Here is a 25,976-nt window from a genome sequence, read left to right as displayed (position 1 = left end):
CCTCGGCAAATTAATGTCGATTATTCTGGTTACGCAGCGTAACGACCACGGAGACCAATAAAATAACGCCCTGAAAAATATACTGATAGAACGAAGAAATTCCTATAAAAAACAGGATATTGACCAGCAATACAATTACAACGGCTCCGGCGATTGCTTTCCTCATGGAGCCCACTCCGCCTAGAAAGCTAACTCCTCCAAGAACTGCACCCGCGATGGAAGTCAGCGTGTAGGACGTTCCGATATTCGCATCCCCGGACATTGTTTTAGCTGCCAACACCATTCCTGCAATCGCAGCAAGCACCGAGCTTAAGGTAAACGCAAGAATCTTAGACCTTTGAACTTTCAATCCCGATGCATAAGCACTGTACTCATTCCCTCCTGTTGCCAATAAGGAATGGCCCCAAGGATGCATCCTCAAGTATTTCCAGCACAATAAGACGGCTGCAAGAATAAAGAGCGTATTCGGGACAAACAAATGATGCCCGAGCACAAACCTTGCATAATCAAGCGACACGTAGCCGCCCGGAGTTGGCAGAATCAACAAGGCACCACCCGTAACAATCATGGAGGTCGCCAATGTAATCACAATCCCGGGCACTTTAAAATAGACGGCTAACGCCCCGTTTAACATGCCGATCAGTATGGATATGACCAACACTATTACAATTGAGAACAAACCCCATTTTTCCATTGTCGCCGACATCAGCACTGTAGACAGCCCGACGTTGCTTCCAACGCTAAGGTCCAGTTCTCTGGCGAGCAGTACGCAAGTTTGTGCCATTACTGCAATTAGCGTCGGTACCATTTGGATCGCAAGATTGTTAATACCGTTCTCGGATAGAATTCTATGATTCATCATCATATTCACAACAACAACGAGCAGCAGCGTCACATATACTGCCGGGATATTTCGCAATCCTAGTTTAACGCTGTTCATAGGCCATCCCTCGTTTTCCGAAAGCTGCATTCAAAATATTTTGCTCGGTGATGTCCCCGTCCTTTAGTTCATTTACGGTTTGTTTCTCAAACATGATCAATACCCGATCGCTTAAACCGATGAGCTCGTTCATTTCATTCGTGGAAACGATTACCCCATACCCTTCTGACGCCAGCTTTCTCAGCAAAGCCGAAATTTCCATTTTTGTTTTGATATCGATCCCGCGTGTAGGCTCGATTAACATGAGCACTTTAGCGTCCTTAAGGAGCCACTTGCCTAAAGCAATCTTCTGTTGATTGCCGCCGCTCAGCAACTTGACGACTTGCGTCTCGGAAGCGACTTTAATGCTTAATTTTTCTATCATGGCCTTAACCGCTTGCGTCTTGGCACGGCGATTAAGAACCGGCCCCTTTGATATCCGATCCAGTGAGCAAGGGATCAAATTCTCCGCCACATCCAATTCGACGAACAAACCTTCGGTCTTTCGGTCCTGCGGTACGAGTTGAATTCCTTCTCGAATCGCCGACAACGGTTTATTTAATTTCACACTGCGTCCATTCACGGCAATACTGCCCTCTGTAATCTGTTCGAGACCGAATAAAGCTTGAATCAGCTCGCTTTGTCCGTGCCCTTGCAGCCCCCCTATCCCAACAATTTCCCCGGGATACAGAGATAAATTTACATTCTGTAAACCCGATCGGGTGAACAGTCCCTTAACTTCCAATATAGGCCCCGTATTGAAACGTTCTTTGTTTACCGGGTCCATGTCTTTCAATTTGGGCGGATAAGTTTGAGAAATGTCCCTTCCCGTCATATATTCGATGATTCTCGACGAGGTCAAGTCGCCTATAAGGCCGTCCGTGACATGCATACCATCTTTAAAGATCGAGCATGTATCGCAAAACTGGAAAATCTCTTTCATTCTGTGGGACACGAAAAGAACAGATTTACCTTGTTGCTTAAACTTCAATACAACCTGATATATCTTGTCTACTTCCTTTTCACCTAACGTGGAAGTAGCTTCATCCAAAATTAATAATTGGGGATCGTGAGCGATAGCCTTGATCAGTTCGACGAGTTGTTTGTCGGCGATGCTTAAGTGTTTGACCTTTTCGCCAGTGGGAATATGGATATCCAATTCCTGCATGAGGCGCTTTGATTCGCGTTCCATAGCTGCAAAGTCAATCGTTCCCAGTCTCGTTCGGGGTTCGCGTCCAAGCCAAATATTTTCGCATACGGTCAGCGTATCAACGAGCGTAAGCTCTTGATGCACTGCGACGATGCCCTCCTGGATGGCAGACTGTGGACTTTTAAAGATAACCTCTTTCTCTTTCCACACGATTGTCCCTGCGCTGGGACGAACGAGGCCGGTCAGCAATTTGATTAATGTGCTTTTGCCCGCGCCGTTCTCACCAATGAGAGCGTGTACAATTCCTTTCGGCAAACGAAGATTAATATTTTCAATCGCACGGTTTCCATTGTAGTGCTTTCCGAGTCCTTCGACATGAAGAAGTAAGGTGTCGGACAAGTGTGTCACCTTCCCTGGGCTGTGTATATGCGGATTCGAGAGTACTTCTCTGCAGGATGCCGAAGAAGTACTCTCTCAAGCCGCTATTATTTGTTATCGGTAATGATTTTGTCGATTTCTTCAGCGGCCAATTTATCGAATACCCAATAATCGTCGGCTTTATCCGGCTGCACATAATTGCTCAAAGTTTCGTCGGTAACCATCGGCAGCGGAACAAGCACATTTTTCGGCACTTCTTTACCTTCCAGCGCTCTCAGGGCGACTTCCAGCGAAATGAGTACGTTGTAGTTCGGCAGCGCCGGAGCGATCGAAGAGAAGCCCTTATCCTTATGTTTGGCCCACAATTTCAAAAATCCGTTATAGGCTTCCCCTACCATTGGAACCATAGGACGATTCGCTTTTTCAAACTCCAAAATGGCACCCGAAGTCATTTCTCCGCCTTGCGACCAAACTCCATCGATTTGCGGATAGGCCGCCAACCAGCTGGCGACTGCGGATTGCGCCTTCGCTTGTGCCCAATCGGCATTCGTTTCCGCCAAAACCTCAATTCCTTCCGTTCCCTTCAATACCTTCTCGGCATTTTCCCAACGGTCGCGGTTCGTAGTGTTGCCCGCCAGTCCGTTCAGAACGACGACTTTCCCTTTTTTGCCCAGCTTATCGACCAGCCATTCGCCGGTAATTCGGCTCCATTCCGTGTCATCGACATAAACTTTGGAGGTCATCTTGTCAGACTTAATCAGGCTGTCCTGGTTAATGACAACGACGCCCGCCTCAACGGCCTCCTCCAATACCGGTACCAGCGCTGTCTCGGATACGGCCTGGATAATGATTGCATCCGCCTTTTTGTCAATGGCATTGCGGATTAGATTAATTTGTGTCTCTACGTTTCCGTCGGGATTAGCAACTATCAATTCCTTAATCTTGGGGTTGTTCTTTACCGCTTCCTGAATGTTGGCCAATGATTGAGCTTGATGCGAATTGCCTTGGTATAACGGCGACCATACAATTACATAGCCATCCGATTTTGTTTCGCCGCTCGCGGTACTGCTTTCGTTGCCTTGCGTGTCTTTACCGCAAGCAGCCAGAAATAGAAGGACAACTACTAATAACGAAGCTGTAAACCAAACTCTTTTTTTTGACATAGCCATACCCCTCCGCTTGTTTTTATATAATAGCTTTTTGAGCTATTAAACGGGTTTGAAGTTCTTTAATGTTTAATTCGGGGAAGTACTCTCCCCTGCCGATACTTAGTGCGGCAGCGGTTCCCGCCGCTTGACCAAGAGCCATCGCTTGTGCGGAATTGCGCACCGAAGCTTGAGCTCCATGTGTTGCCGAGATGCAGCGACCGGCGACAATGACGTTGTTCAAATTAGAAGGAACCAAGGAGCGGTATGGGATGTTGTATATCTCATCGTTCTTCACATAGACCCAACGAGTGCCGCTGCTGGAGTTATGGTCTTCAATAGGAGCAGCGCAGCAAGCGACTGAGTCGACGAATTTCTTCCCCTCCACCACATCTTCCTCTGTCAAGATGTAATGGCCTTTGATTTTTCGGGTTTCTCGAACGCCTATATGTTGGCCGGTACTCATTAAAAAAGCGTTTTCAAATCCTGGTACTTTGTCTTTTAGAAATCTCGCATACTGCCTTACCTGCTTTCTGCCTTCAACTTCCGCTAAAGTGAGAAGGTACGGATCCGTTGCATCCACATCGGGCACCCTCACCATATTCGCTTGGATGACGCCGGCATTTGGCGTGTTGTGGTAAGATCCATCCAGTCTAGGCAGCTCGTATCCGCCTTCTTCAACGGCCGATTTCATCATTTCAACAAGTTCCGAGTGTTTTACGTTGCCCGCACGTTCAGTATCCACGTTGGCCATAAAAAAGATAGTGCTTAATGATTGAAGCGTTTCATTCTCTTGCAAGGGTATAAATTGACCATTCGCGCGATATACGATATCCGCATCTCCGGTCGTATCTACATAGCGTTTGGCTTTGATCTCCGTGAGCCCCTGTTTATTGGCCAAAATAACGCTTTCAATTGTTCCGTTGGAACTATTAACGTAACAAGCGCTAGTATGATAAAGAAGCTTTACATCCGAGCCAAGCACGAGATCTTCATAAACAAGCTTTAATACTTCCACATCGTAAGTGAGTCCGGTTCCTGCCCCGTATGTATTGGGGCGTTCAAACACTGCATTTTCCTTACGAAGCCTCTCGATGACTTCATCCGGAATTCCCCCGACGATTTTTTTCTTAACATTACCCGGCGTATAGAAGCCGTAAAAAGTATCGACCCCGACTGCAGTTCGCGAGCCCCCCAAGCACCCTTGATTTTCAACGAGCAATACTTTCATTCCGTGTCTGGCTGCCGACGTCGCTGCCATGATCCCCGCCGCGCCTCCTCCTAAAACGGCGACGTCTACCTCTTGCGAATGATGAATTTTCAAAACCAGCTCCCCTTTCCCTCGTGCTTTAGACTTAATATCAATTTACAGAAAACTGATATTTATAGTTATAGTTGAGGATGCCTCCGTATTGCTAAGGAAGCACCGCAACCGGGTTACCCTGTTCTAGAATGTCGGTACGACTCTTCTCTCCATTACATCTCTTTGGACATTTTCTATCAATTCCAAGTCAACCATTTCTTTAAACAAAATTCCGATCATGCCCAAATCCTTTTTAGTGACAATAGTTGCGGAAGACCGGTTTCTTAAGTAATCTGTCGTCTCTAAAGATTCAATGGTTAAATACTCCATTAAATCAATGGCGATGTGCGTTCTATTCAGAATAATCGCCGCATCAATGGTTCCATTCGCTATGAAGTAAGGAATATTTACATAGTGCACATTAACTTTCGAATTTTCCGGAAATTCGTTATCCGAGAAAGTAATGTGATCATATGAAGTCCTGTCTATCCCTATTCTCCACTTGGTCTTATCGATGTCGAGATCTTTTCTTTTAATCAAATACACACCCGAATAATAAGTGAGAGCGCTTAAATGTTGTAACGCATAAAGATCTGTATACTGTTCAAGAACGGTTTCGGCAGCACTATTCGACAAGACGATAAAGTCGCATCGATTATCGATCAAGTTTTTAACCCTTTCAACAGCTCCATGTTTGTAGTTCAAGCTGAACTTTACCCCTGATCGAAGCAGGGACTCCGTAAATCCGGTTGCCAATCCCTCGTATTCGATTGCATTGGGCAAGGGGAGCAGACCCACGATGATTCCGAAATCGGCGATTTGCCAAAGTTTGGCATCATCTTTACTCAGCAAGTATGTCCCCATCTGGCCTCTCGCTTGCAGTTTGATGCCCCTTGGGTCTTAAAACTGGTCAATACCTTCTCAATCGTGCCAAAACCGGCGCTGAACTTTTCGCTAAAGTAAGGAGTGGTCGGGATCCGTTCCCCCACTTCGCATCTAATGAGCTCTTTAGCGATTTGTGTTGCTAAATGGGCAGATTTACTGTTTAGGTTATTCATAATTTCAGTTTACTGAAAATTGATTAAGTGTCAATACATTTCGGCTAATTGGCTAAAATAATTTTTAAAAAGTTCAAAAATTCAATTATTGCGGTTAACGGGGCTCCATATATCCTCTGTTGGAAATGAAAGGAACCATTCTATGAATGGCTCCCTTGGTCTTGATATGAAATTACGGCTTTTACTTTGATGCTTGTTTTTTCCGGCTGTAAATATCGACCCACACAGCGAGAACGAGAATGCTTCCTTTTACTATTGACTGCCAATAAGAATCCAAATTGATGATACTCATACCATTATCCAGACTAGCCATAATTAAGGCACCCAGCAGCGCTCCGGGTATAGTTCCCACACCGCCTATTAGGCTTGTACCGCCTATTACGCAAGCTGCAATTGCATCGAGCTCGTACATGGTTCCGGCGCTTGTTGTGGCCGCATCCAGTCGGGCGGTTAAAATTAACCCGCTATAGCGGCCAAAGTGTTGCATAGAATAAAAACAGACAAAATTCGTTTTTTAATATTAATACCGGAAAGCCTCGCAGCCTCAGCATTTCCACCGACAGCAAAAACTTGGCGCCCGAAAATGGTTTTTCTAGCAATGAAGGCAAATAGCAGCGCGAGAAAGATAACAATAACAAATGGGATCGGAACTCCGCGATATTGATTCATCGCAAATACAAAACCAACGATTAATATGGCCATTCCTAGCATTTGTAATGCAAAGACGATATTCTTGGTTAATTCGAAGCCATATTTTGCACGATTAATTCGTTTGCGAATCATAAAAAATACAGTGGCCGCAATAGCCAATAATCCCGCAATGATACTTATAAACGGTTCCACATACCCCTTACCTAAAAACTTGATGCCAGGTGATAAGGAAGAAATCGTAGCCCCGCCTGTCAAACCCAACAATATTCCTCTAAAGACTAGCATTCCACCTAGCGTAACAATAAAGGCTGGAATTGCTTTATAAGCTACAAGCCATCCTTGAAAGAAACCGATTACAACGCCAACAAGAATGGTGACAATAATAACGGGGGTTGTGTCCCATTCCAACCAGACATTGAGTATAGCTGCTATAGCGCCGGTAAGCCCAACTATGGATCCAACCGACAAATCGATTTGCCCCGCGACGATAACCAATACCATGCCAATAGCCAAAACAGAGGTTACAGACATTTGAACGAACAAGTTAGATAAATTACGCGGGGTTAGAAACGTTTCGTTCAGAAAGCTAAATAGAAGCCAGATGCCTACTAAAGAAACAATCATTGTATAAGCTCGAACATCAAGCTTAAAAAGTTTGGTTTTGGGCTGTGCGTTTTCCCGTGGAGTAGAGTTAATTTCAGTATTCATGTTCGTGACCATACATCTTACCTCCAGTTGCTGCTAACATGATCTTCTCTTGTGTGGCTTCATTACGATCGAATTCGGCCGTAAATCTCCCTTCATTCATAACTAAAATCCGGTTACTCATGCCCAGCACCTCCGGTAATTCAGAGGAGATCATGATGATCGCCGTACCACTTTCAGCCAACTGTTTAATAATCATATATATTTCATATTTTGCTCCAACATCAATACCTCGCGTAGGTTCATCCAAAATTAATATTTTGGGATTCGTGAGAAGCCATTTACCTAAGACTACCTTCTGTTGATTGCCTCCACTGAGTGTACCGACCACAGTTTCTGCAGAATTGGCTTTAATTTTCAGCGCATTCATGAATTGATTTGTATAACGAGCTTCTTCATTTTCATCTATAATTCCTACGCTCGAAACCTTGGGGAGACTAGATAACGTAATATTTTTCAAAATGCTTTCACTTAACACAAGCCCATATTTTTTTCGATCCTCGGACACAAGCGCTAATCCGTTCTTAATGGCATGTTCAGCATTTTTAATAGTTGTCGGTTTGCCATCGATCATTACTGTGCCTTTTGCTTCTCCATGGAACGAACCGAACAAACTCATTACAAGCTCACTTCTACCCGACCCTACCAGACCGGCGATTCCCAACACCTCTCCTTTTCGAATATCTAACGAAATATTATCGATTATTTTACGATTCTGCTGATGATGGTCCCATACCGAGTATTGTGAAACTGACATTGCAACGTCAGTGGGATTAAAGGTGATTGAAGGATATCGCTCATTCAATTCACGTCCAACCATCAGGGATATTACCTTATCCTGTGTCAGCTCACTTGCCGGATGGCTAGCCACAGTTGCGCCATCACGTAGAACGGTAATCGTATCGGCAATGTCAAAAACTTCATTCAATTTATGAGAAATATAAATGCATGTGACACCATCTTTACGCAACTCCCTCAGCAAATTAAGCAATATTCCAACCTCATGCTCGGCAAGAGCGGCGGTCGGTTCATCTAATATTAAAATTTTCGTATTTTTAGACAATGCCTTTGCAATTTCAATTAGCTGTTGTTGACCGATTCCAAGCGTGCCTGTAAGTCTCTCGGGGCTAATACTTTGAAGACCTACCTTGTGCAACCAAACTTCGCTCTCCATATTCAGCCGATCCCAATCAAACGTACCCAAAAGCCTTTTGGCTCGTTTCCAAGAAAAATATTCTCCCCAACAGACAACTCTTTAACCAAAGTTAATTCCTGGTAGATAATCGAGATGCCCGCTGCCTCTGCATCTTTAATTCTGTTAAATTGTTTCGTAATTCCATCGACGATTATGTCACCGCTGTATGAACCATAGGAGTAGACTCCTCCAAGAACCTTCATGAGAGTGGATTTACCGGCACCATTCTCACCGCAAAGGGCATGTATCTCGCCCCTTTTCACATGAAAAGTTACGTCCTTGAGCGCCTTCACTCCAGGAAACTCTTTCGTTATGTTTTTCATTTCCAAAGCATTACTCAAGCCAATACCTCCCCTTTTCAGTCGGGCAAGAATTCTCGCCGACCGACTTAAGGTACGAATGAATTATTTTCCGTAAACTTGCTCTTTGGTGTAAAAACCGCTCTCTATAATCTCTTTATCGATATTATCTTTAGTGATTGCGATTGGCTCAACCAAAACTGTAGGGACATCGTTTTTTCCGTTATTCGTTACAGAATCCGTCTTTACTGTTTCTTTCTTTGCCATTTGGATAGCTACCTCCATGGCTTTTTTTGCCAACGGTTGAATCGGTTTATATACTGTCATCGTTTGTGTTCCTTCAATAATTCTCTTCATTGCAGCCAGTTCAGCATCTTGACCTGTGACAGGTACTTTACCGGCAAGACCTTGAGCCTCCAGAGCTTGAATAGCTCCCCTGCCGTGCCATCATTAGCGGCCAATACAGCATCAACTTTATTGTTATTGGAGGTCAGAGCGTTTTCCATATTGGCTAACGCATTGGCGGGATCCCATTCCTCTGTCCATTGGTCATACACAATTTTAATGTCGCCCTTATCAACAAATGGTTTCAGAATGTTCATTTGCCCCTGCTTGAACAAATGAGCACTGTTATCTGTGTCAGCACCTTCGATAAGAACATAATTACCTTTTGGCACTAGTTTGGTAAGAGCTTCAGCTTGAATTTCGCCTACCCGCTCACCATCAACCTGAATGTAAAAATCTACGTCTGCATTTTTTATAAGTCGCTCGTATGATAAAACAGGTATATTTGCATCATGCGCAATTTCTACGATTGCTGAAGCTGCTTCCGCATTATGCGGAACCGCCACAAGCACATCGATACCTTGGTTAATAAGGTTTTCCGCTTGAGAAATTTGCTTTGCATCATCGCCATTTGCTACTTGAATTTTGATTTCTACATTGTTGGCTTCTGCCTCAGCGGTCATATACTGTTTGTCCCGCTGCCATCTTTCTTCTTCCAAAGTATCCATAAGGAAGCCAACTACAATCTTCTCATCACCGGATGCTGCTGCCTCGCTGCTGCTTTCTTGCTGCCCTCCGTTATTTGAAGAACATGCAGGTAGAATAACCAACATTGCAGCCAAGCTTAAAATCAGCGCCTTTTTTGAAACTGTTCTCATACATCTTTTCCCCTTTATTATTTTATTTTATAGATTGAGCGCCAAATGAAAGCGCTTTAATCTCAAACCAAAGTCAATCCAGTTCCGGCTTGGGGCGACGATTCCGCCGATTTGATAGCTAACTTAGCCAATGTATCTGCATAGTTAGGAATGTGCATCACGGAGACAGTCTAGCGATATGAATCTCACGCGGCAGATACACAAAATATGTTTTTCTGAAGTCGCCATCCTCAAACTCTGTATCCGGTTTCAAAAATCCTGTTATATCGCCTTCGTCTAAAATGCAACGTGCGATTAAGGCAACATTGTTCTCTTGGCAAGTGGAATCAGACAATCTAACGCTGTTCCACCCGTTTGCAATTTGTGTGCCCGGGCACACAAATGAACAAAAAAATATCCTATCACATTATGCTATTCCACAATCCAAAGCTTTGTAAAAAATGAAGGCTGCAGAAAAATTTCATAGTGTGCCCGGACACACTTAGATATTACGGGTGATTCTTAGCTTTGTCAAGTGGGAAGAAGTCATACTATGCTTTTTGTGGACAACTCTAAATCACTCGTTCGACACCAGTTATATTAGCGTTGACTGCTTTGCAATAAAACTTGAATTTCTATTAGCTGCTCTATCGAAACCATGCTGCTCAACTTCGGAGTTTCGGGCGATAGAGCTTCCAACACAAACAACTCACAAGCGTCGTGCTTGTGAGTTGTTCTGTCGATTCGAGCGAATTATTTATCTTTGCGGAATATTTTCAGTACATGAAACGATTTGGCGCCGACCTCGTACTCCATCCCGTCAAAACATGCGAACGCGGAAGTTATCGGCGCAACGCGGCGCGGCGATTCGATGGAGTTCACTTCCTCCTCGTCGGCTTGTATAACCTGGACTTCTCCTTGATCGGCTAACGAGAAATCGGATTCGATCTTCACACTGACGTTTCGATCGAGTGGATTCGCGAGCTTGATGAAGAGCGCTCCGGCCTCGCGATCGTAAGAAACAACGAACGGAATCTCTTCTGTGTCGGCGATCGTCTGCAAGAGATGCGTTCCGATCTGTGTGCTATATAACTTCTGAATATAATAACTGGGACTTGCATAGGATCGCTCGCCGTCGAACCAGATCATATTCGGGGACCATTGCGCATACCGAAGCCGCGCGAAAAGCGGGGCGTACGAGGCCAATACGATAACGTCCGCATTCCTCTCGAGGCCGTCATGAAGGCGGCTTCCGCCAGAGCCGCACCCCAGTTGTTCAATTCCGGCATATTCATGCCGTTGCTGTGATGTGCCGCAAACTCGCCTGCGAACACCTTGATATTCCTGGGGTACTGATCGTAAAAATTTACGTTTTCGAACATCCATTCGGGCTTCACGTAATAGTGCTCGTCCACTGCATATACAAAATCCGGATTTTCCTCCGACTTTTCACGATAATAACGCCACGCAGCCTCATATTTGTCCGAGTTAACGTCCGGTCCTGCTGATCCGATAATCTTTATGGACGGGTACCGTTGATGAATCGCCTTCTGAAATAGCTCGTATCTTCGAAAGAAATCGACCTTCTCCGTCTCCCACTGTTCGTTGCCGATTCCGATCATCTCCAGATCGAACGGCTCGGGATGACCCATCTCCGCTCGGACGCTCCCCCATATCGAATCAACCGGCCCGTTTGCAAACTCAATCAAGTCGAGTACGTCGTCAATATAGGTTTGGAATGCCGGGTCTTCTACGGAAACCATCTCCGTAGATTGAAATTGACAAGCTACGCCCACGCTTACAACGGGGATTGCCTTTGCACCCAGGTATTCGCATAAGAGGAAATATTCATAATAGCTGATGCCCAGCGTTTGATTATACCGGCTATACGGACCCGTATATTCGTTCTCTTCCGCACAGCCTCGAAGCGCCCAACGGTTGCCAAGCGGCTTCCGTTCTTCTGCTTGCCCGACACTATGCTTCCATTGGTATCGATTCGCGAGCGAATGTCCTTCAACCACGCATCCGCCCGGGAAACGCAAGAAGCCGGGCTTCATCTCCTTGAGCCATTGAACCAAATCCCGACGGAACAATCCTAAGACCGCGTCGGAAGGCATCATTGAAATAAAATCGAAGTGAACCGTACCCTGTCTCTCCAATTTGAGCATGAAAGTCCCGTGCGTAACTCCGTGCCTAGCGATTAAATTCGCTTCATACAGCACCCAGTCTTTGCTCACCGATGGTGTTGCGACGACACAGGCCGCAACATGGCCGTCCTTGATTACAAGAGCTTCGATGCTGCCGGCATAGTCTTCGGTTCGGGCGTAGAAGCGAACACGGTAGGTCGAATTGTTGTTCAAGCATACGCCTTCAAACGCTTTGTTGGCGACTGCGAGCTGCGCCATCGATGCCGTAAACGCCAGATAATGCGAATTGACCTCGTTCTGGGGTCTATCGGAGCGAATCGCGAGTGTCGCACCGTTCCCTTGCTCCGGATAAGCACTCCATCCGTATAGCCCGTCGAACATTTCCTCGTATTTATGATGGCTGCCCCTCGTTTGGACGAACTCAAAAGAACGATTCTCGATCATTTCCGCGTGAAGGCCGCCATCCAATCCGTAATTGATGTCCTCAAAGAAGAGACCGAACATCCCCTTGTTGATCGGCGCGCCAAGCTGTTTCGTCAACCGCAATTTCATGAAGTCACCTTCCTTATCGTGATTGCCCTTCGTTAGTGCCTTTTTTCATTTGGGTACAATCTAAGCTTAAGGAAGAGACGCTGTATAAACAATCACGCATACTCCACATATACTAACTTATTGTGCAAATTAATTTACAGAAAAGGGGCCTGATTTTATAATTAAACCAATTAATTACGCGGAGGTATTCATGCATATCGTCAATATTGGATACAACCACAGCCACGATGCCGACTTTCATATTGACCGACCATTTGGATCCGGAGACTGCTTGCTTCTTTTGTTGAAAACCCTGCTCTATTTACAATCGGCGCTGTGGACGAAATCGCGGAACCCGGTTCCTTCATCCTTTATGACGAATCGTTCCCCCAATCGTATCGATCGTATAACTCTGTATTCACGAATGACTGGTTCCACTTTAAACCGGACAAGGATGATCAGGCATTCCTCAACGGTCTGGAAATCCCCCGGAACCGTCCCGTTCCCATAGGTGACTTGCACGAATTGTCTCTGATGGTCAACCAGTTAAGCTATGAAACCTATGCCTCGAACCGATTTAAATCCGAAACGATCGGGTTATTGCTTAAGCTGTTCTTCATAAAACTGAGCAACAAAATTCATGACTGCAGCCTCGATATCGCCAACGGCAATTACAACAAAATGTCCATCATACGTTCCAAAATTTATAATCAACCTTTCAAGCCTTGGACGATCGCGGAGATGTCGCACGAACTAACGATGAGCAGGTCGAATCTTCAGCATCTGTACAAGCGATTCTTTGGGGTCAGCCCCATAGACGATGTCATTGCGAGTCGCATGGAGCATGCAAAATACTTACTCTCGACCACGAATATCGCTGTCAAAAAAATTGCGGAAATGTGCGGGTACAATAACGAGATTCACTTCATGCGTCAGTTCAAGAAGGCGACGGCCGTTACGCCAAGCGAGTATAGAGCTAACAAAGGGGGACAGAATCCATAAGGCGGATGGAACAATGAGCTGAGTCTCAGTGCCTCAGCCTTCTTAAGACAACATAGGAGAGGAGCTTGACGATCATTTGACTAACTGAATCAAGTAGTTGGACAACAAAAAGCTCTTAAGATTGTTTAATCTTAAGAGCTCGTTCGTTACCCCACGATTACCCGCTAGATCCTAAGTCTGGTGCGTTTGCCAATTCCGCCACACGCGCGAATTTATAAGCGATGACACAACACACAATTTCTAAAAAACAAACCACTCTAAGAACACTTACTATACCCGCAACTGGAGCACGTCTTGCATCCTTCCACGTTGATCAACGAGGCCGAGCCGCAGGACGGACATAGATCCGTCGACGTGTAAGGCTTCGACAGTTTGTCGATGGTCGCGCTAATCAACGGTGTCGCCGACTCAACCGCTGCTGCATGCTCATGAGGAGCGTCGCCAATCCCCGCATGCTGCTCAAGCGCCTGAGCGACCGCATCCGCGATCGATTCGACGCGGTTCGGGCCGAAGCCGACGGCTCCGGAGCCTCCGATCCCTTTCAAGTGCTTGATCAGCAACTGCACTTTGTTGCCGTGATCGCCGTATCGAAGGAACAGCGAGCAGACGCGGCCGAGCGCTTCCGCCATCGCGAACACGTCGGAGCCCGCCTTACCCACGTTGAGGAAAATTTCACCGGGCGTGCCGTCGATGTCGTTAACGGTAATGTAGGCCATGCCGAACGGCGTGTTGAACTTGTACGTCGCTCCGCGCAGCACTTTCGGGCGGCTTCTATACTGCTTGTCGAACACTTGAGCTTGCTGTGGCGTAACGCTCGCGTTCAACGTCCGATCCAGCGTTGCAACGGCAGACTCGCCAGCGGCCGGAACGGCTTCGGTGGCCAGCTCCGCCTTAACAGCCTCATCTTTCGACGACTCTCCCTTCGCCGTCTCTTCCTTCTTCTCATCCTTCGCCGTGCTAAGCACCTGAACGTCCCGGCTGCCGTCGCGATAGATCGTGACGCCTTTGCAGCCGAGCTCGAACGCTTTCTCGTACAGCTCCTTCGTTTCTTCGACCGTGAAGTCGGCCGGGCAGTTCGCCGTCTTCGAAATCGAGGAGTCGACCCAGCGCTGGATAGCCGCTTGCGCGCGAATATGATCCATCGCAGACAAGCTCATCGACGTGACGAACCACTCCGGCAGCTCCTCGCCCGGATGAGCGTCCTGCCATTCCTGAGCGATCGGCACAAGCTGCTTGTCAAATCCAAGCCGGCTCTGACGGTAATATTCGAACGCGAAGTACGGTTCGATGCCCGTCGACGTGCCGACCATCGTACCGGTCGAACCGGTCGGAGCTTGCGTGATGACGGTGACGTTGCGCATGCCGCGTTTCCGAACCGCTTCTCCGACTTCCGGGAATGCCTTCGTCATATTTTTCATGAAGCCGCTTTGCAAAAATTTATTCGCATCGAACGCGGGGAACGAGCCTTTCTCGGCCGCGATTTCAGTCGAAGCGAGATACGCTTCGTGCGCCATGAACCCGTACAGCTTGTCGAGGAACTCCATGCTTTCCGGCGAGCCGTAACGGATTTCCAGACGGATCATCAGCTCGGCCAATCCCATCGTGCCAAGCCCGACGCGGCGCTCCTTCTTCTGGTTCGCTTCGTTTTCCGGAAAATGATACGGCGTCTTGTCAATGACATTGTCGAGGAACCGGGTCGAATATCGAACGACCTTGCCAAGCTCCTCCCAAGCGACATCGTGCCGATCGGCGTCGTAGAACCGCGACAGGTTGATCGCCGACAGGTTGCAGACGCCCCAGCCGGGAAGTCCTTGTTCTCCGCACGGATTCGTACAAATAATCGGATTAAAATACCAGCTGTTCGACATCTGGTTGTAATATTCCATGAAAACGACGCCCGGCTCGGCCGATTTCCAGGCGGACTCGATAATCGTATGCCACACTTCTCGGGCGCGAACGGTGCGATAGGGAATAACGTTCTTACCGAGCTTTTTCCATTTGTCCAGATCGCCGTCCCAAAGCTCGTTGTATTCCGGATCCGAAGTGTCCGGGAACACGAGCTCCCAGTCCAAATCCTCCTTGACGGCTTTCATGAACCCGTTGCTTACGCATACCGACAGGTTCGCGTTCGTCACTTGGCCCATCGTCTGCTTGACGGTAATGAAATCGACGACGTCGGGATGCCAGTCGTTGATCATGAGCATAAGCGCGCCGCGCCGCGAGCCGCCTTGCTCGATCAGCCCGGTCGTGTAGCTGAACAAGCCGCCCCAGGATACCGCCCCGCTGGACGATCCGTTGACGCCTCGAACGATCGAGCGCCGTGGACGGAGCGAGCTCAAGTTAATTCCGACTCCGCCGCCGCGCGACATAATTTCCGTCATCTCGGACAAAGTCTCCATAATGCCCCCGCGGCTGTCATGAGGCGACGGGATAACGTAACAGTTGAACAGAGTAAGCTCTTCGCTGGCTCCCGCACCCGCCGCGATTCTGCCTCCGGGAACAAGCTTCCAGTCGTCGAGCAGCCAACGGAACTTCTCCGACCATTCCGCCTGCTTCTCCGGGGACGCTTCGACGGACGCCATAGCTCCGGCCAGACGCGTCCACATTTCCTCTGGGGTCTTCTCTATCGTTAAGGTCAGCTTCTCGACCGTCGATTCCACGAGCTCGCCGCTGCGCGTCTTCACGGTTACGTGCCGCCCTTCGCGCTTCACTACTTCTCCGACTTCCTTGGCCGGAAATTTCGGGTCGTCCTTCGTCAGAACGAGGACAACGTCGCCTACCTTCGTAGCGTCCGTATCCGCGTTCTTCCAGGCGTATCGATCCAAAAATATTTTTTCGCTAAGTCCCGTCAAGCGCTGCCCTTGCACCGTCTTCGTATCCAACCGAAACAACCTCCCGAATAGTCAAGAATGAGTCCCAACGAGCGCTCTTAAGTCCTTGCGCTTCTCTTCAAGCAACCAGAAAATCACAAGATATAGTTTAACCATCATTATACTATACGAAATATTGATCTTCTACAGGACTATTCGGTCATTTCCGAGCATGATCCGGGCGATGCTCCGCTTACGCACGGAATGCTCATCCTGTCTCCTATTTTCCCCTTCGATTGGAATGCCGACCGAATGCCCATACTAAGAGAAAATGGCAAACGAACCAACGAGGAGGAACATAGCCTTTATGACGCGCCCGCCCTTCTTCCAATCCGCCGGCATGCCGTCCGGCGCGGCTTCCGCCGCATCCGAGCGACTCTCCCAAGCCGCCGAGCAGCCGATAGCCGGCGACATTCCCGAGACCGGAACCGGCTTCGAGCAGAAGCCTCCCCCCGACTTCACCTTCACGCCTGCCGCTTCCGACTACCCGCCGCGGCTGATCCATCCGCTGGTGGAGCTTCGCGTAGATCGCGGCGCTTTCGACGATCTCGAACGGCGGGTGGAGCGCAACGGACCTTGGGACGATTGGACGATGTACAAGCTGGCGTGGGAGGCGGAGGAAGCGAGCAAAGTGAGCGATTTTCACGAGCTGCAATGCTTGCGTCTGCTTCCTCATTTCACCCCGCTTCCTCACCAAACGGAGACGGCTCGCAAAGTTCTTCACGATATGCGCGGACGAGCCATACTCGCCGACGAGGTTGGCCTTGGCAAGACGATTGAAGCCGGGCTCGTGCTGAAGGAATATCTCGTTCGCGGACTCGTCCGGAAGGTGCTCATCCTCGTGCCCGCCTCTTTGGTGCTGCAATGGGTGAGAGAGCTGAACGGAAAATTCGACATCCCGGCGATCGCGCAAAAAAAAGAATACCAATGGGCGAGCGACATCGTCGTCGCATCGATGGATACCGCCAAGCGGGACCCACACCGCTCGCTGCTGCTGGACGGCGAATACGACATGCTCATCGTCGACGAAGCCCACAAGCTTAAGAACAAGCGGACGGGCAATTATCAATTCATCAGCGACCTGCGCAAAAAATATTGCCTGCTTCTTACGGCGACTCCCGTCCAGAACGATTTGAGCGAGCTATATAATCTCATAACGCTGCTCAAGCCGGGCCAGCTTGGCGGAGAAGGAGATTTCGCCGCCAATTACGTCGCGGATCGCCGCGTCGCCAAGAACGAGGACAAGCTGCAGGAAACGCTCAGTCAGGTGATGATCCGCAACCGGCGGAGCGACGGAGGCGTCGAGTTCACGAAGCGGTTCGTCACCAACGTCCCGCTGCGGCTTTCTCCCGAAGAGATGGCGCTGTACGACGGTGTCACCAACTACGTCCGCCAGCATGCGCAGACGGAAAGAGGCGATTTGTCCAGCATGCTGTCGCTCGTAACGCTCCAGCGCGAAGTATGCTCAAGCAGGGACGCCGTCTTTTTGACTCTTATCAATCTGTTCAAGAAGACCGAAGAGGATTCCCCTCTTCGCGCCCGCATCTGGGAGCTTGTCGAGCTCATCAAGAACATCAAAGCGAACACGAAAGCGCAGAAAACGATGGAGCTCATCGAGCAAATCGGCGACAAAACGATCGTATTCACGGAATACCGTCAGACGCAGGAATATTTGCTTCGTTTTTTCAAAGAGCGCGGCTTGCAGGCCGTCACCTACCGAGGCGGCATGAACCGCGGCAAAAAGGACTGGATGATGGATTTATTCCGCCGCCGCGCCCAGGTCATGATCGCTACCGAAGCCGGGGGCGAAGGGATCAACCTGCAATTTTGCCACCATATTATCAATTTCGATCTGCCTTGGAACCCGATGAGGGTCGAGCAGCGGATCGGACGCGTGCACCGGCTCGGACAGAAGGAGGATGTGCGAATTTTCAATCTGTGTACGAGCGGTACGATCGAAGAGCATATCGTCCACCTTCTTCACGAGAAGATCAATATGTTCGAGATGGTCATCGGCGAGCTGGACGAAATCGTGGAACGGATGGAAAAAGAAGAAGCTCTCGAAAAGAGACTCGCCAAAATGGTGCTGGAATCGGCCGACGAAAACGACCTGCGAAAAAAAATCGATGGGCTCGGCGACAAGCTTCTGGAAACCCGCAATCAGCTGCATCAGGAGACGAACCCGACATGAACACGAAGCAGGTTCAAAAATTCGTGCTTTCCTTTCTTGAATCGACCGGCTGCCGCATTATCGAAAAAAGTCCGACGCACGTGACGGTGAAGCTGTCCCGGACGCGGACCGAACATTGACCAATCGGCCCTATTATTGGAGCTTCGTCGATCGCACCGGCGCCGAGCCGGAGACGATGACGTACACATGGATGTTCGAGAAGTCCCCTCCTCCGGATGCGGGAGCTCCATCGACGCCGCTGCAATATTTTATGACGCCGACGGGCAGAATCGTCCGCGAGGAAGCCTACTTCGGCTCTCGCCGAATGCTGTCCCTGTTCGATGCCGTCCGGCAGTACGGACGATGTCTGACTCTGTTCGAGGAGCCGCCGCGCGGGGAACGGCCTGGCGCTCTCGGCTCTATTCCGTATACGGCATGGCTCGGGGCCAACTTCAAGGTCGGGTATGAGTGCGATATGAAACGGGAAGAACTGTACGGCTGGGGCATCTCGCTCGCAACCGGGATCATCGACGAGAGATTTCTCGAACGGCTCGGAGAAAAGCGGCTTACTCCCCGTCTGCCTTCCAATATTCATCTGCTTAAGAACGGCCTTTCCTTGCGCAAAGGAATGACCCAGCTTGAGCAATCGCTGGAAAGAAGGCTAAAGTCGAGTGACTTCTCCTGGGCGAAGGAAGCCGAGGATCGGCGTCAGGACGAGCTTCATCGCATTCGGCAATTTTACGAGCCGATGATCGAGCGCTCCAAGGACGACGAGGAGCAGAAAGCTTTGCTTGAAGGCCGTTTCCGCCATCGCGAAGCGGAGATCGATTGGCAATACCGTCCGCGCGTGACCGTATCCGTCATGAATTGCGGTATCTTTCATCTCCCCGGCATCGATTAGCGTCCTGCCGAGTCCGTTCGCGTCCGGTCGGCAAAAAAAGAACCGGCGAGGCGCCCGCCCGACTGACACGTTCCAACACCCTTTACGACGACCGTCCGTCACAATGGAAGGAGCTTGTTCAGGCTTGTCCAGCGTCCTTGCAACGAACCTAATCCATATCGAAGAAGGTGATGCGCCATGGCTCAACCGAGCACTCGCCGTCTGCGCGCCTTTGCGGCGGCGGCTTTCCTCTCCCTTGTCGTCTCCCTGCTTCCCTTGTCGGCCGTCCATGCCGGTTCCGACGGGCATGCCGGCAAGCTTGACGCTCAAGTCAAACAGTGGGTAGCCGAGCTGTCCCGGCAATCCGCCTTTGCGGCATGGGAAAAAGCGGTGCCCGAAATACAGCCGATCGGTCCCGGAACGCACGGCTGGCTCGTTACGCTGAGCGCAAACGGAAAGCCTGTCGGCTATTTGGTCGTGAACGCCGCCGAAGACGGCACGTTCCAGCTTGGCGAATACGGCGCCGGTCCTGACGTGCTGTTCTCCGAATCGCTGCTCCGTCAGGCATTGAAGGAGAACGGTTTGCTGCTGGAGGACGCCGGGCGCGCCGTTCCGGTAACCGTCGCGCGCCACTACGCTCATCCCCTCGCGGCCGTATGGGAAGTTACCGCCGGCGAAGATACGTATTGGCTCGACGCAAAGACAGGCGAACTCATCCCTATCGACGGCAAAGCTTGGAATTCAAAATTCGGCACGGCAACCTATAAGCCGCCAACGGTCTCCAACGCAGTCAAAGTCGCAAGCCTGACGATTCGTGAAACGTTCGATCCTTACGAAAGGCTTCCTTGGCTGCTCGGCGACAAGCCTTTTTCCGTTCGGGAAAGCGAAAAGGTGCAGAACCGCATTCGCAGTAATCTGCACCTTCGATATGTATCGGAGCCGTTTGGAGACGCCATGCTGTATGCGTTGCCTGTCGTCGGCTTTCAACGATGGACAAGCGGCCGTCTCGATCTGGCTCTCGATATGCAAGGAACGAGATTCATTCCCATGGATACGCTGTCCCGGTTCGGTCTCTTTTACCGCTAATCACGCCTTAATCCAATTCTCGCTCCACGAGCCGTGCCGGCGGGTATGGCTTGTTTCTTTTGCGTCCGTTCCACCACAGGCTGATGCCGAGCGGCAGCAGCTGCCCGAACCATCTCGTCGCCCACGGCTCCTTGCGCTTGCGCCGTTCCTTCCGCGATTGCCCTTCCGCCGGCGTGTCCATGTAGGTGACTACCCTCTGCGTAACGTATTTCAGCAGATCCGATCCGTCGCTCATTTTCGATCGCCTCCCGGTTTCGGTATAAGGATAGCATGCCCCATTCCTTCGGCGGTCAAACTCCATTCCCTTCGCTTGCATGAGAAAAGCGATTATGTGCCACGATAAACCGGTGAGGAACGGAAAGACGGAGGGATCAACCATGGGGGAAAAACGAATAAAAAGCGGATGCGCCTGCACTCGCGGAATAGCGGTGTTATTGGCTGTGGCGACGATTATCGTCATCGGGGGCTTACCGGCAGGAACAGCCTCCGGCGCCGCGTCGGCATCGGTTCGTTTGGAACGAGCCGGGTCCTTCAAAACACCGGCACACAAGGCAAACTCCGCGCCTCCCGACATTCGCAGAGCGATGCCGTCGGCCGACGTGCTGATCGACGCGGGACATGGAGGAATCGACGGAGGCACGCATTACGGAACGATTTTGGAAAAAGATATTAATCTGGCCATTTCGCGCAAGCTCTATCTGCTCCTCTGCAGCAAAGGGATCGCCGCGGTGCTGAACCGGACCGGAGATTATGCGCTTAGCGAGGAGAACCGCTGGCACGCTACGAGATCCCGCCATCGCCGCGATTTGTCGCAGCGGAGCGCGCTGCCGAACGACATCGCCGCCTCCATTTTCGTCAGCGTTCACGTCAATTGGTCCAAGCGCGGCAATAACAGGGGCCCGTTAGTACTGCACCGGAAGGACGGACGCAGCTCCTTGCTTGCATCCTTCCTTCAGGACAGCCTCAACAAGCAGCAAAAAGCGCGGGGAGCAGCGCGGGACGAAGGGCGATTCTACGTTCTGAACGCCGTAAAAGCGCCGTCCGTCATCATCGAGACGGGATTCTTAAGCGATGCGAGAGATCGCGAGATGCTCACGAACCCGCGCGGCCAGACGCGAATCGCCGAAGCGATTGCGAACGGCATTATCGCGTATCGTTCTTTCGCTCCGTAGGCAAGACTGGCGTCGGGAGAAGCTGCGACACCTTTACGAATTCGGCCTCCGATTTCAAGGCCGGAATAGCCGATTTGAGCGCTCCCGAAGTGACAAGGCCCGGAGAGCCGACATGGCCGATTACGACGCACGTAGGATGGCTTTGCAGAAATTTGCGAATGATCGCGATTTGCTTCGCCACATGACGGCTCGAATACACGTCGTCGAGAAATACGTCGTTGCCGAGCACCTGCAACCCAACCTCCTTGGCGACCTTCGGCACGACCGTTCGGAACGAAGTGCGGCTGTCGAGAAAAAATAACCCGTGCTCCTTGCACACTTCCAGTACGATCCTCATAACCCGCGCGTCCGCCGTCACTCTGGAGCCCATATGATTATTCATGCCGACCGCATGCGGCACTTCCTTGATCGCGGCCTCGACGCGCCTGCGGATTTCCGCGTCGGGCAAGTCGGTCAAGATCGCCCCCGGCCCCAGCCAGCTCTTCTTCCCGCTAATCGGCTCCATAGGCATATGAACGATAACGTCATGGCCTTTGGCGAAAGCCGCCTCGGCGTCTTGCTTCGTCGTCGGCAGGAAGGGCATAACCGCTACCGTCAGCTTGATCGGCAAGTCCAGCATTTCCTGCGTTCCCTTCATGTTGTTGCCGAAATCGTCGATGACGACGGCGATTTGCCGACGCGCTTCCGATTGCTGACCGGAATGGTTCTGCGGCCGCTCCGACGGTTCCGCAAAAGCTTGAGCCGCCAAGGCGAATGCTCCGACCAGCGCTATCGAAATCGGTTGCCATTTTTTCATTCTCATCCGGATCATCCTTCTCTCTGCATTAGCCGCAATGTTACTAGTTTGGCTAAAGAAGGAAAAAATATGTGCCGAAGAGCGCCGCTGCCGAAAATCGATTTTCCGGCGTTACTGGAGTCGACGGTTTGTCGACGATTGACGGCCGCTCCGTTCGGGTATGTTATCGGTAGAGCTAGAAAGGATGTGCATCCGATGAAACAAATGACAAAAAAAGTAGCGTTCCTGCTCGCCAACGGCTTCGAGGATTCCGAGATGAAAAACCCTTACGACGCCATGACGGAAAATGGCACCGAAGCGGTTATTATCGGCCTTGAAAGAGGCGCTTCTCTCAGCGGCAAGCAAGGAACGATCACGTACACCTCGCATCTGGCCGCGCACGAGGCGAAAGCGAGCGACTACGTCGCGATCGTCATTCCCGGCGGCCAGTCTCCGGCCATTCTCAGGGATAACAAATCGATCATCGATTTCGTTCGCGAAGCCGACTCGCTCGGAATACCGATTGCGGCGATTTGCCATGGTCCTCAGGTGCTGGCCGCTGCCGGACTAACGAAGGGCAAGACGCTGACCGGCTATCCCGGCATTGCCGGGGAGCTCACGCAAGCGGGCGCCTCGTTCGTCGATCGGGAAGTCGCGGAAGACGGCAACCTCATTACGTCCCGCAAGCCGGAGGACGAGCCCGCCTTCATCGACGCCATCATCCGCAGAATCGGCGTCGCGGCCTATTAATTTGCCATAGCTTGAGTGTATGGGATCTCGTACCACTGTTGCGCGTCCGCACGCTTTCTCTGGCGAATGTATGGGATCTCGTACCACTGTTGCCCGCCCGCACACCTTTTCCGCCGAATTTGTGGGGTCTCGTACCACTGTTGCCCGCCCGCACACCTTTTCCGCCGAATGTGTGGGATCTCGTACCACTATTGCCCGCCCGCACACACTTTTCGCCGAATGTGTGGGATCTCGTACCACTGTTGCCCGCCCGCACACCTTTTCCGCCGAATGTATGGGATCTCGTACCACTGTTGCCCGCCCGCACACCTTTTCCGCCGAATTTGTGGGATCTCGTACCACTGTTGCCCGCCCGCACACACTTTTCGCCGAATGTATGGGATCTCGTACCACTGTTGCCCGCCCGCACACACTTTTCGCCGAATGTGTGGGATCTCGTACCACTGTTGCCAGCCCGCACACACTTTTCGCCGAATGTGTGGGATCTCGTACCATTGTTGCCAGCCCGCACACACTTTCCGCCGAATGTGTGGGATCTCGTACCACTGTTGCCCGCCCGCACACCTTTTCCGCCGAATGTGTGGGATCTCGTACCACTGTTGCCCGCCCGCACATACTTTCCGCCGATTGTGTGGGATCTCGTACCGCTGTTGCCAGCCCGCACACACTTTTCGCCGAATGTGTGGGATCTCGTACCATTGTTGCCCGCCCGCACACACTTTCCGCCGATTGTGTGGGATCTCGTACCGCTGTTGCCCGCCCGCACATACTTTCCGCCGATTGTGTGGGATCTCGTACCGCTGTTGCCAGCCCGCACACACTTTTCGCCGAATGTGTGGGATCTCGTACCATTGTTGCCCGCCCGCACACACTTTCCGCCGAATGTGTGGGATCTCGTACCACTGTTGCCCGCCCGCACACACTTTCCGCCGAATGTGTGGGATCTCGTACCACTGTTGCCCGCCCGCACACACTTTCCGCCGAATGTGTGGGATCTCGTACCACTGTTGCCCGCCCGCACACACTTTCCGCCGAATGTGTGGGATCTCGTACCACTGTTGCCCGCCCGCACACACTTTCGACTAAAGTCACGAGGCTATCCCTAAGGTCTTTACAGACCTTTCGGGATAGCCTCGTTGTTAACTTTCATTTACACCGATTACGGCGTTATTGCCGACGGCTCCGCGTTTTCCTTCGTCTCCGGGCTTGCCGACGAAGCCGGAGTCGCTCCAGACTCGCTGCTCGCCGACGGCTCCGGCGAGGTCGTCGGACTTGGCTCGACCGAACCGCCAGGCTCTTCCGCAGCTTCCGGCTCCTCCCGCTCCTTCAGCAGCGCCGCTATCTCGTCGGCTGACAGCTTCCGGTTGTTCCGGTCCGAAATCCAGCGAAGACCCGCTTCGGTCTTAATTTCGATCCAATCGCCTTTCGTACGAGTCACTTCGTAATAGTCAGGCGCCAGTAAGCCGAACGTTGCGGAATTCAACATCGGCCATTGGTATGCCGTCGCCTCCTTCTTCAGCTCGATCCAGCCTGCCGTCTCGGTCGCACGCTTCTTATCCATCGATAGCTTGACAGCAGTCGTTCCTACAAGCCAGACTGCGTTCTTGTTCTTCTTCCAGATCGAGTCCCAATTCGCCAACGGCACACTCGTTTCCCCGACGGACGGGCTTAGCTCGGGCGTTAAGCCGGGTTGGGCAAAATGCTGGATAAACCAGTCGTTGAAGCCTCCGCCCGAAGGCTTAGCGACGGGCTTGACTAATTTGTAGCCGGTCATAGCGGAAAAGTCAGTCGCCAGCTCCAGATCCCGCTTAACGTTAGCCGCCGGAGTCTTGTAATTCCAGTACAAAATTTCCCCTGACGAATGATACGAAACGGCGACTGTTGGCTTAGTATCATTCGCCAGCTTGAACATGGCTTGCGCTTCTTTCGCCTCAAGAGGCTTCTTGCCCTTGTAATTCATATAATGCGGCCCGGGAGCCGGATTATTAATTTGCTCCCAATTGGCGGGATATTGACGGTTCAGGTCGACTCCTTTGGCGTTCGCTTTCCAGCGCTTGAAGTTGCGGCTTCCCCCGTTCATTTTCAGCAAAGCCGCGTGATCCTTCTTCGGAAAAGCGTCCAGCCCTTTTTGCTGGAGCGTGACTCCATCCGGATTAACCATCGGAACGATTTGGAACGTCACATGATCCAGCAAATCCCGTATCCGATAGTTGCCCCATTTCGAGTCGTTCTTGTCGCTTAAAGCGATATTTTCCGTCATCTCCATCAGCAAAATGGTAGAAATCCACTCTCTGGCATGATGGGAGCCGTTAAGCAGCACCGTTGCCTCTCCGCGACCGACCTCCATCACCCACAGATCGCGGTTGTATTCGCTTTTTCCCGCTGAGCGGTATCGGATTAGTTCGGGGTATTGCTTGGCCAGCGCCTTAATATCCCGAGTCATTATTTCGTAGGTATACGTCTGCTTGGGCTCTACGATATTAATGGGAGATTCGGCTGCCGATGCGGCGAAAGACGTCGGAAGCAACGTTGTTGCCAAAAAGCATAGTACGAGAATGACAGCATGAAGACGAGTACGGCGATCGGCGGAACGAATAAGGGAAAACATGCAAACTCTCCTGTCTTTTTCGAAGTCGAAAAACTACATT

At 50.7% G+C, this 25,976-nt stretch carries 18 protein-coding genes and 3 pseudogenes; 7 read left to right on the top strand and 14 right to left on the bottom strand.

The genetic code is table 11. From position 1 onward, the window contains the following. Positions 1–10: 10 nt before the first annotated feature. From D3H35_RS28745 to D3H35_RS31050, 10 genes and pseudogenes are all read right to left on the bottom strand, one after another. Positions 11–940 (bottom strand): ABC transporter permease, encoded by a 930-nt coding sequence (locus D3H35_RS28745; RefSeq protein WP_158594342.1) that lies wholly within the window; start codon positions 938–940, stop codon positions 11–13. Beyond that, positions 927–2,468 (bottom strand): sugar ABC transporter ATP-binding protein, encoded by a 1,542-nt coding sequence (locus tag D3H35_RS28740; RefSeq protein ID WP_147355977.1) that lies wholly within the window; start codon positions 2,466–2,468, stop codon positions 927–929. Before D3H35_RS28740 ends, D3H35_RS28745 begins: the two co-directional genes overlap by 14 nt. Before the next feature lie 86 nt (positions 2,469–2,554). Further along, entirely contained in the window at positions 2,555–3,610 is a 1,056-nt protein-coding gene (locus D3H35_RS28735) for an ABC transporter substrate-binding protein (RefSeq protein ID WP_158594341.1), read from the bottom strand. 22 nt (positions 3,611–3,632) lie between these two features. Beyond that, positions 3,633–4,916 carry an FAD-dependent oxidoreductase gene (locus D3H35_RS28730; RefSeq protein ID WP_119152511.1) on the bottom strand — a complete coding sequence of 428 codons (1,284 nt, stop codon included), beginning with the start codon at positions 4,914–4,916 and terminating at the stop codon, positions 3,633–3,635. Between the two features lie 123 nt (positions 4,917–5,039). Then, positions 5,040–5,747 (bottom strand): YhfZ family protein, encoded by a 708-nt coding sequence (locus tag D3H35_RS28725; protein ID WP_158594340.1) that lies wholly within the window; start codon positions 5,745–5,747, stop codon positions 5,040–5,042. A gap of 387 nt (positions 5,748–6,134) precedes the next feature. Next, a pseudogene (locus D3H35_RS28720) lies at positions 6,135–7,105 on the bottom strand (sugar ABC transporter permease). 196 nt (positions 7,106–7,301) lie between these two features. After that, positions 7,302–8,827, bottom strand: a pseudogene (locus tag D3H35_RS28715) (xylose ABC transporter ATP-binding protein). 81 nt (positions 8,828–8,908) lie between these two features. After that, positions 8,909–9,966 (bottom strand): annotated as a pseudogene (gene xylF / locus D3H35_RS28710) (D-xylose ABC transporter substrate-binding protein). Between the two features lie 732 nt (positions 9,967–10,698). After that, positions 10,699–11,151 carry an alpha-L-arabinofuranosidase C-terminal domain-containing protein gene (locus tag D3H35_RS28705; protein ID WP_158594339.1) on the bottom strand — a complete coding sequence of 151 codons (453 nt, stop codon included), beginning with the start codon at positions 11,149–11,151 and terminating at the stop codon, positions 10,699–10,701. Continuing rightward, a complete protein-coding gene (locus D3H35_RS31050; RefSeq protein ID WP_158594338.1) occupies positions 11,091–12,644 on the bottom strand; it encodes an alpha-L-arabinofuranosidase in 1,554 nt (517 codons plus the stop codon). Before D3H35_RS31050 ends, D3H35_RS28705 begins: the two co-directional genes overlap by 61 nt. 315 nt (positions 12,645–12,959) lie before the next feature. On the opposite strand from D3H35_RS31050, the gene D3H35_RS28700 reads away from it, so the two are divergent. Continuing rightward, positions 12,960–13,625 carry a helix-turn-helix transcriptional regulator gene (locus tag D3H35_RS28700; RefSeq protein ID WP_119152508.1) on the top strand — a complete coding sequence of 222 codons (666 nt, stop codon included), beginning with the start codon at positions 12,960–12,962 and terminating at the stop codon, positions 13,623–13,625. A gap of 257 nt (positions 13,626–13,882) precedes the next feature. On the opposite strand, the gene D3H35_RS28695 is transcribed toward D3H35_RS28700, so the two are convergent. Beyond that, positions 13,883–16,507, bottom strand: coding sequence for an adenosylcobalamin-dependent ribonucleoside-diphosphate reductase (locus D3H35_RS28695; protein WP_378125474.1), 2,625 nt, complete (start codon positions 16,505–16,507; stop codon positions 13,883–13,885). A 295-nt stretch (positions 16,508–16,802) separates the two neighbouring features. Here D3H35_RS28695 and D3H35_RS28690 point away from each other — a divergent pair, with 295 nt between their 5' ends. The 4 genes from D3H35_RS28690 (at position 16,803) to D3H35_RS28680 (ending at position 20,631) form a co-directional block, all read left to right on the top strand. After that, on the top strand, positions 16,803–18,686 hold the full coding sequence (locus D3H35_RS28690; RefSeq protein WP_233568226.1) for a DEAD/DEAH box helicase: 1,884 nt from the start codon (positions 16,803–16,805) through the stop codon (positions 18,684–18,686). Continuing rightward, the gene (locus D3H35_RS33845) at positions 18,683–18,805 is read left to right on the top strand and encodes a hypothetical protein (protein WP_267901477.1); all 123 of its coding nucleotides are present in this window, start codon (positions 18,683–18,685) and stop codon (positions 18,803–18,805) included. The genes D3H35_RS28690 and D3H35_RS33845 overlap by 4 nt, the downstream gene beginning before the upstream one ends. Further along, positions 18,802–19,566: a YqhG family protein gene (locus D3H35_RS28685; RefSeq protein ID WP_233568225.1), complete on the top strand. Its 765-nt coding sequence runs from the start codon at positions 18,802–18,804 to the stop codon at positions 19,564–19,566. Before D3H35_RS33845 ends, D3H35_RS28685 begins: the two co-directional genes overlap by 4 nt. 177 nt (positions 19,567–19,743) lie before the next feature. Next, entirely contained in the window at positions 19,744–20,631 is an 888-nt protein-coding gene (locus tag D3H35_RS28680) for a hypothetical protein (protein WP_119152506.1), read from the top strand. Positions 20,632–20,638: 7 nt separating this feature from the next. On the opposite strand, the gene D3H35_RS28675 is transcribed toward D3H35_RS28680, so the two are convergent. Then, complete coding sequence (locus D3H35_RS28675; protein ID WP_119152505.1) at positions 20,639–20,866, bottom strand: YqzE family protein; 228 nt, start codon at positions 20,864–20,866, stop codon at positions 20,639–20,641. Positions 20,867–21,008: 142 nt separating this feature from the next. Between D3H35_RS28675 and D3H35_RS28670 the strand changes: the two genes are divergently transcribed. Next, on the top strand, positions 21,009–21,803 hold the full coding sequence (locus D3H35_RS28670) for an N-acetylmuramoyl-L-alanine amidase family protein (RefSeq protein ID WP_233568224.1): 795 nt from the start codon (positions 21,009–21,011) through the stop codon (positions 21,801–21,803). Here the strand turns inward: D3H35_RS28670 and D3H35_RS28665 are convergent. Then, positions 21,775–22,599, bottom strand: a complete 825-nt coding sequence (locus D3H35_RS28665) for a divergent polysaccharide deacetylase family protein (RefSeq protein WP_119152578.1) — start codon at positions 22,597–22,599, stop codon at positions 21,775–21,777. The genes D3H35_RS28670 and D3H35_RS28665 overlap by 29 nt on opposite strands. A 195-nt stretch (positions 22,600–22,794) precedes the next feature. Here D3H35_RS28665 and D3H35_RS28660 point away from each other — a divergent pair, with 195 nt between their 5' ends. Beyond that, a complete protein-coding gene (locus tag D3H35_RS28660; protein ID WP_119152577.1) occupies positions 22,795–23,328 on the top strand; it encodes a type 1 glutamine amidotransferase domain-containing protein in 534 nt (177 codons plus the stop codon). A gap of 1,159 nt (positions 23,329–24,487) precedes the next feature. Here D3H35_RS28660 and D3H35_RS28650 read toward each other — a convergent pair. Further along, a complete protein-coding gene (locus D3H35_RS28650) occupies positions 24,488–25,936 on the bottom strand; it encodes a M14 family metallopeptidase (protein WP_119152503.1) in 1,449 nt (482 codons plus the stop codon). Positions 25,937–25,976: the final 40 nt, after the last annotated feature.

This window comes from Cohnella faecalis, assembly GCF_003570905.1.
Taxonomy (GTDB): Bacteria; Bacillota; Bacilli; order Paenibacillales; family Paenibacillaceae; genus Cohnella; species Cohnella faecalis.
This window is presented reverse-complemented; position numbering and strand designations above follow the sequence as displayed.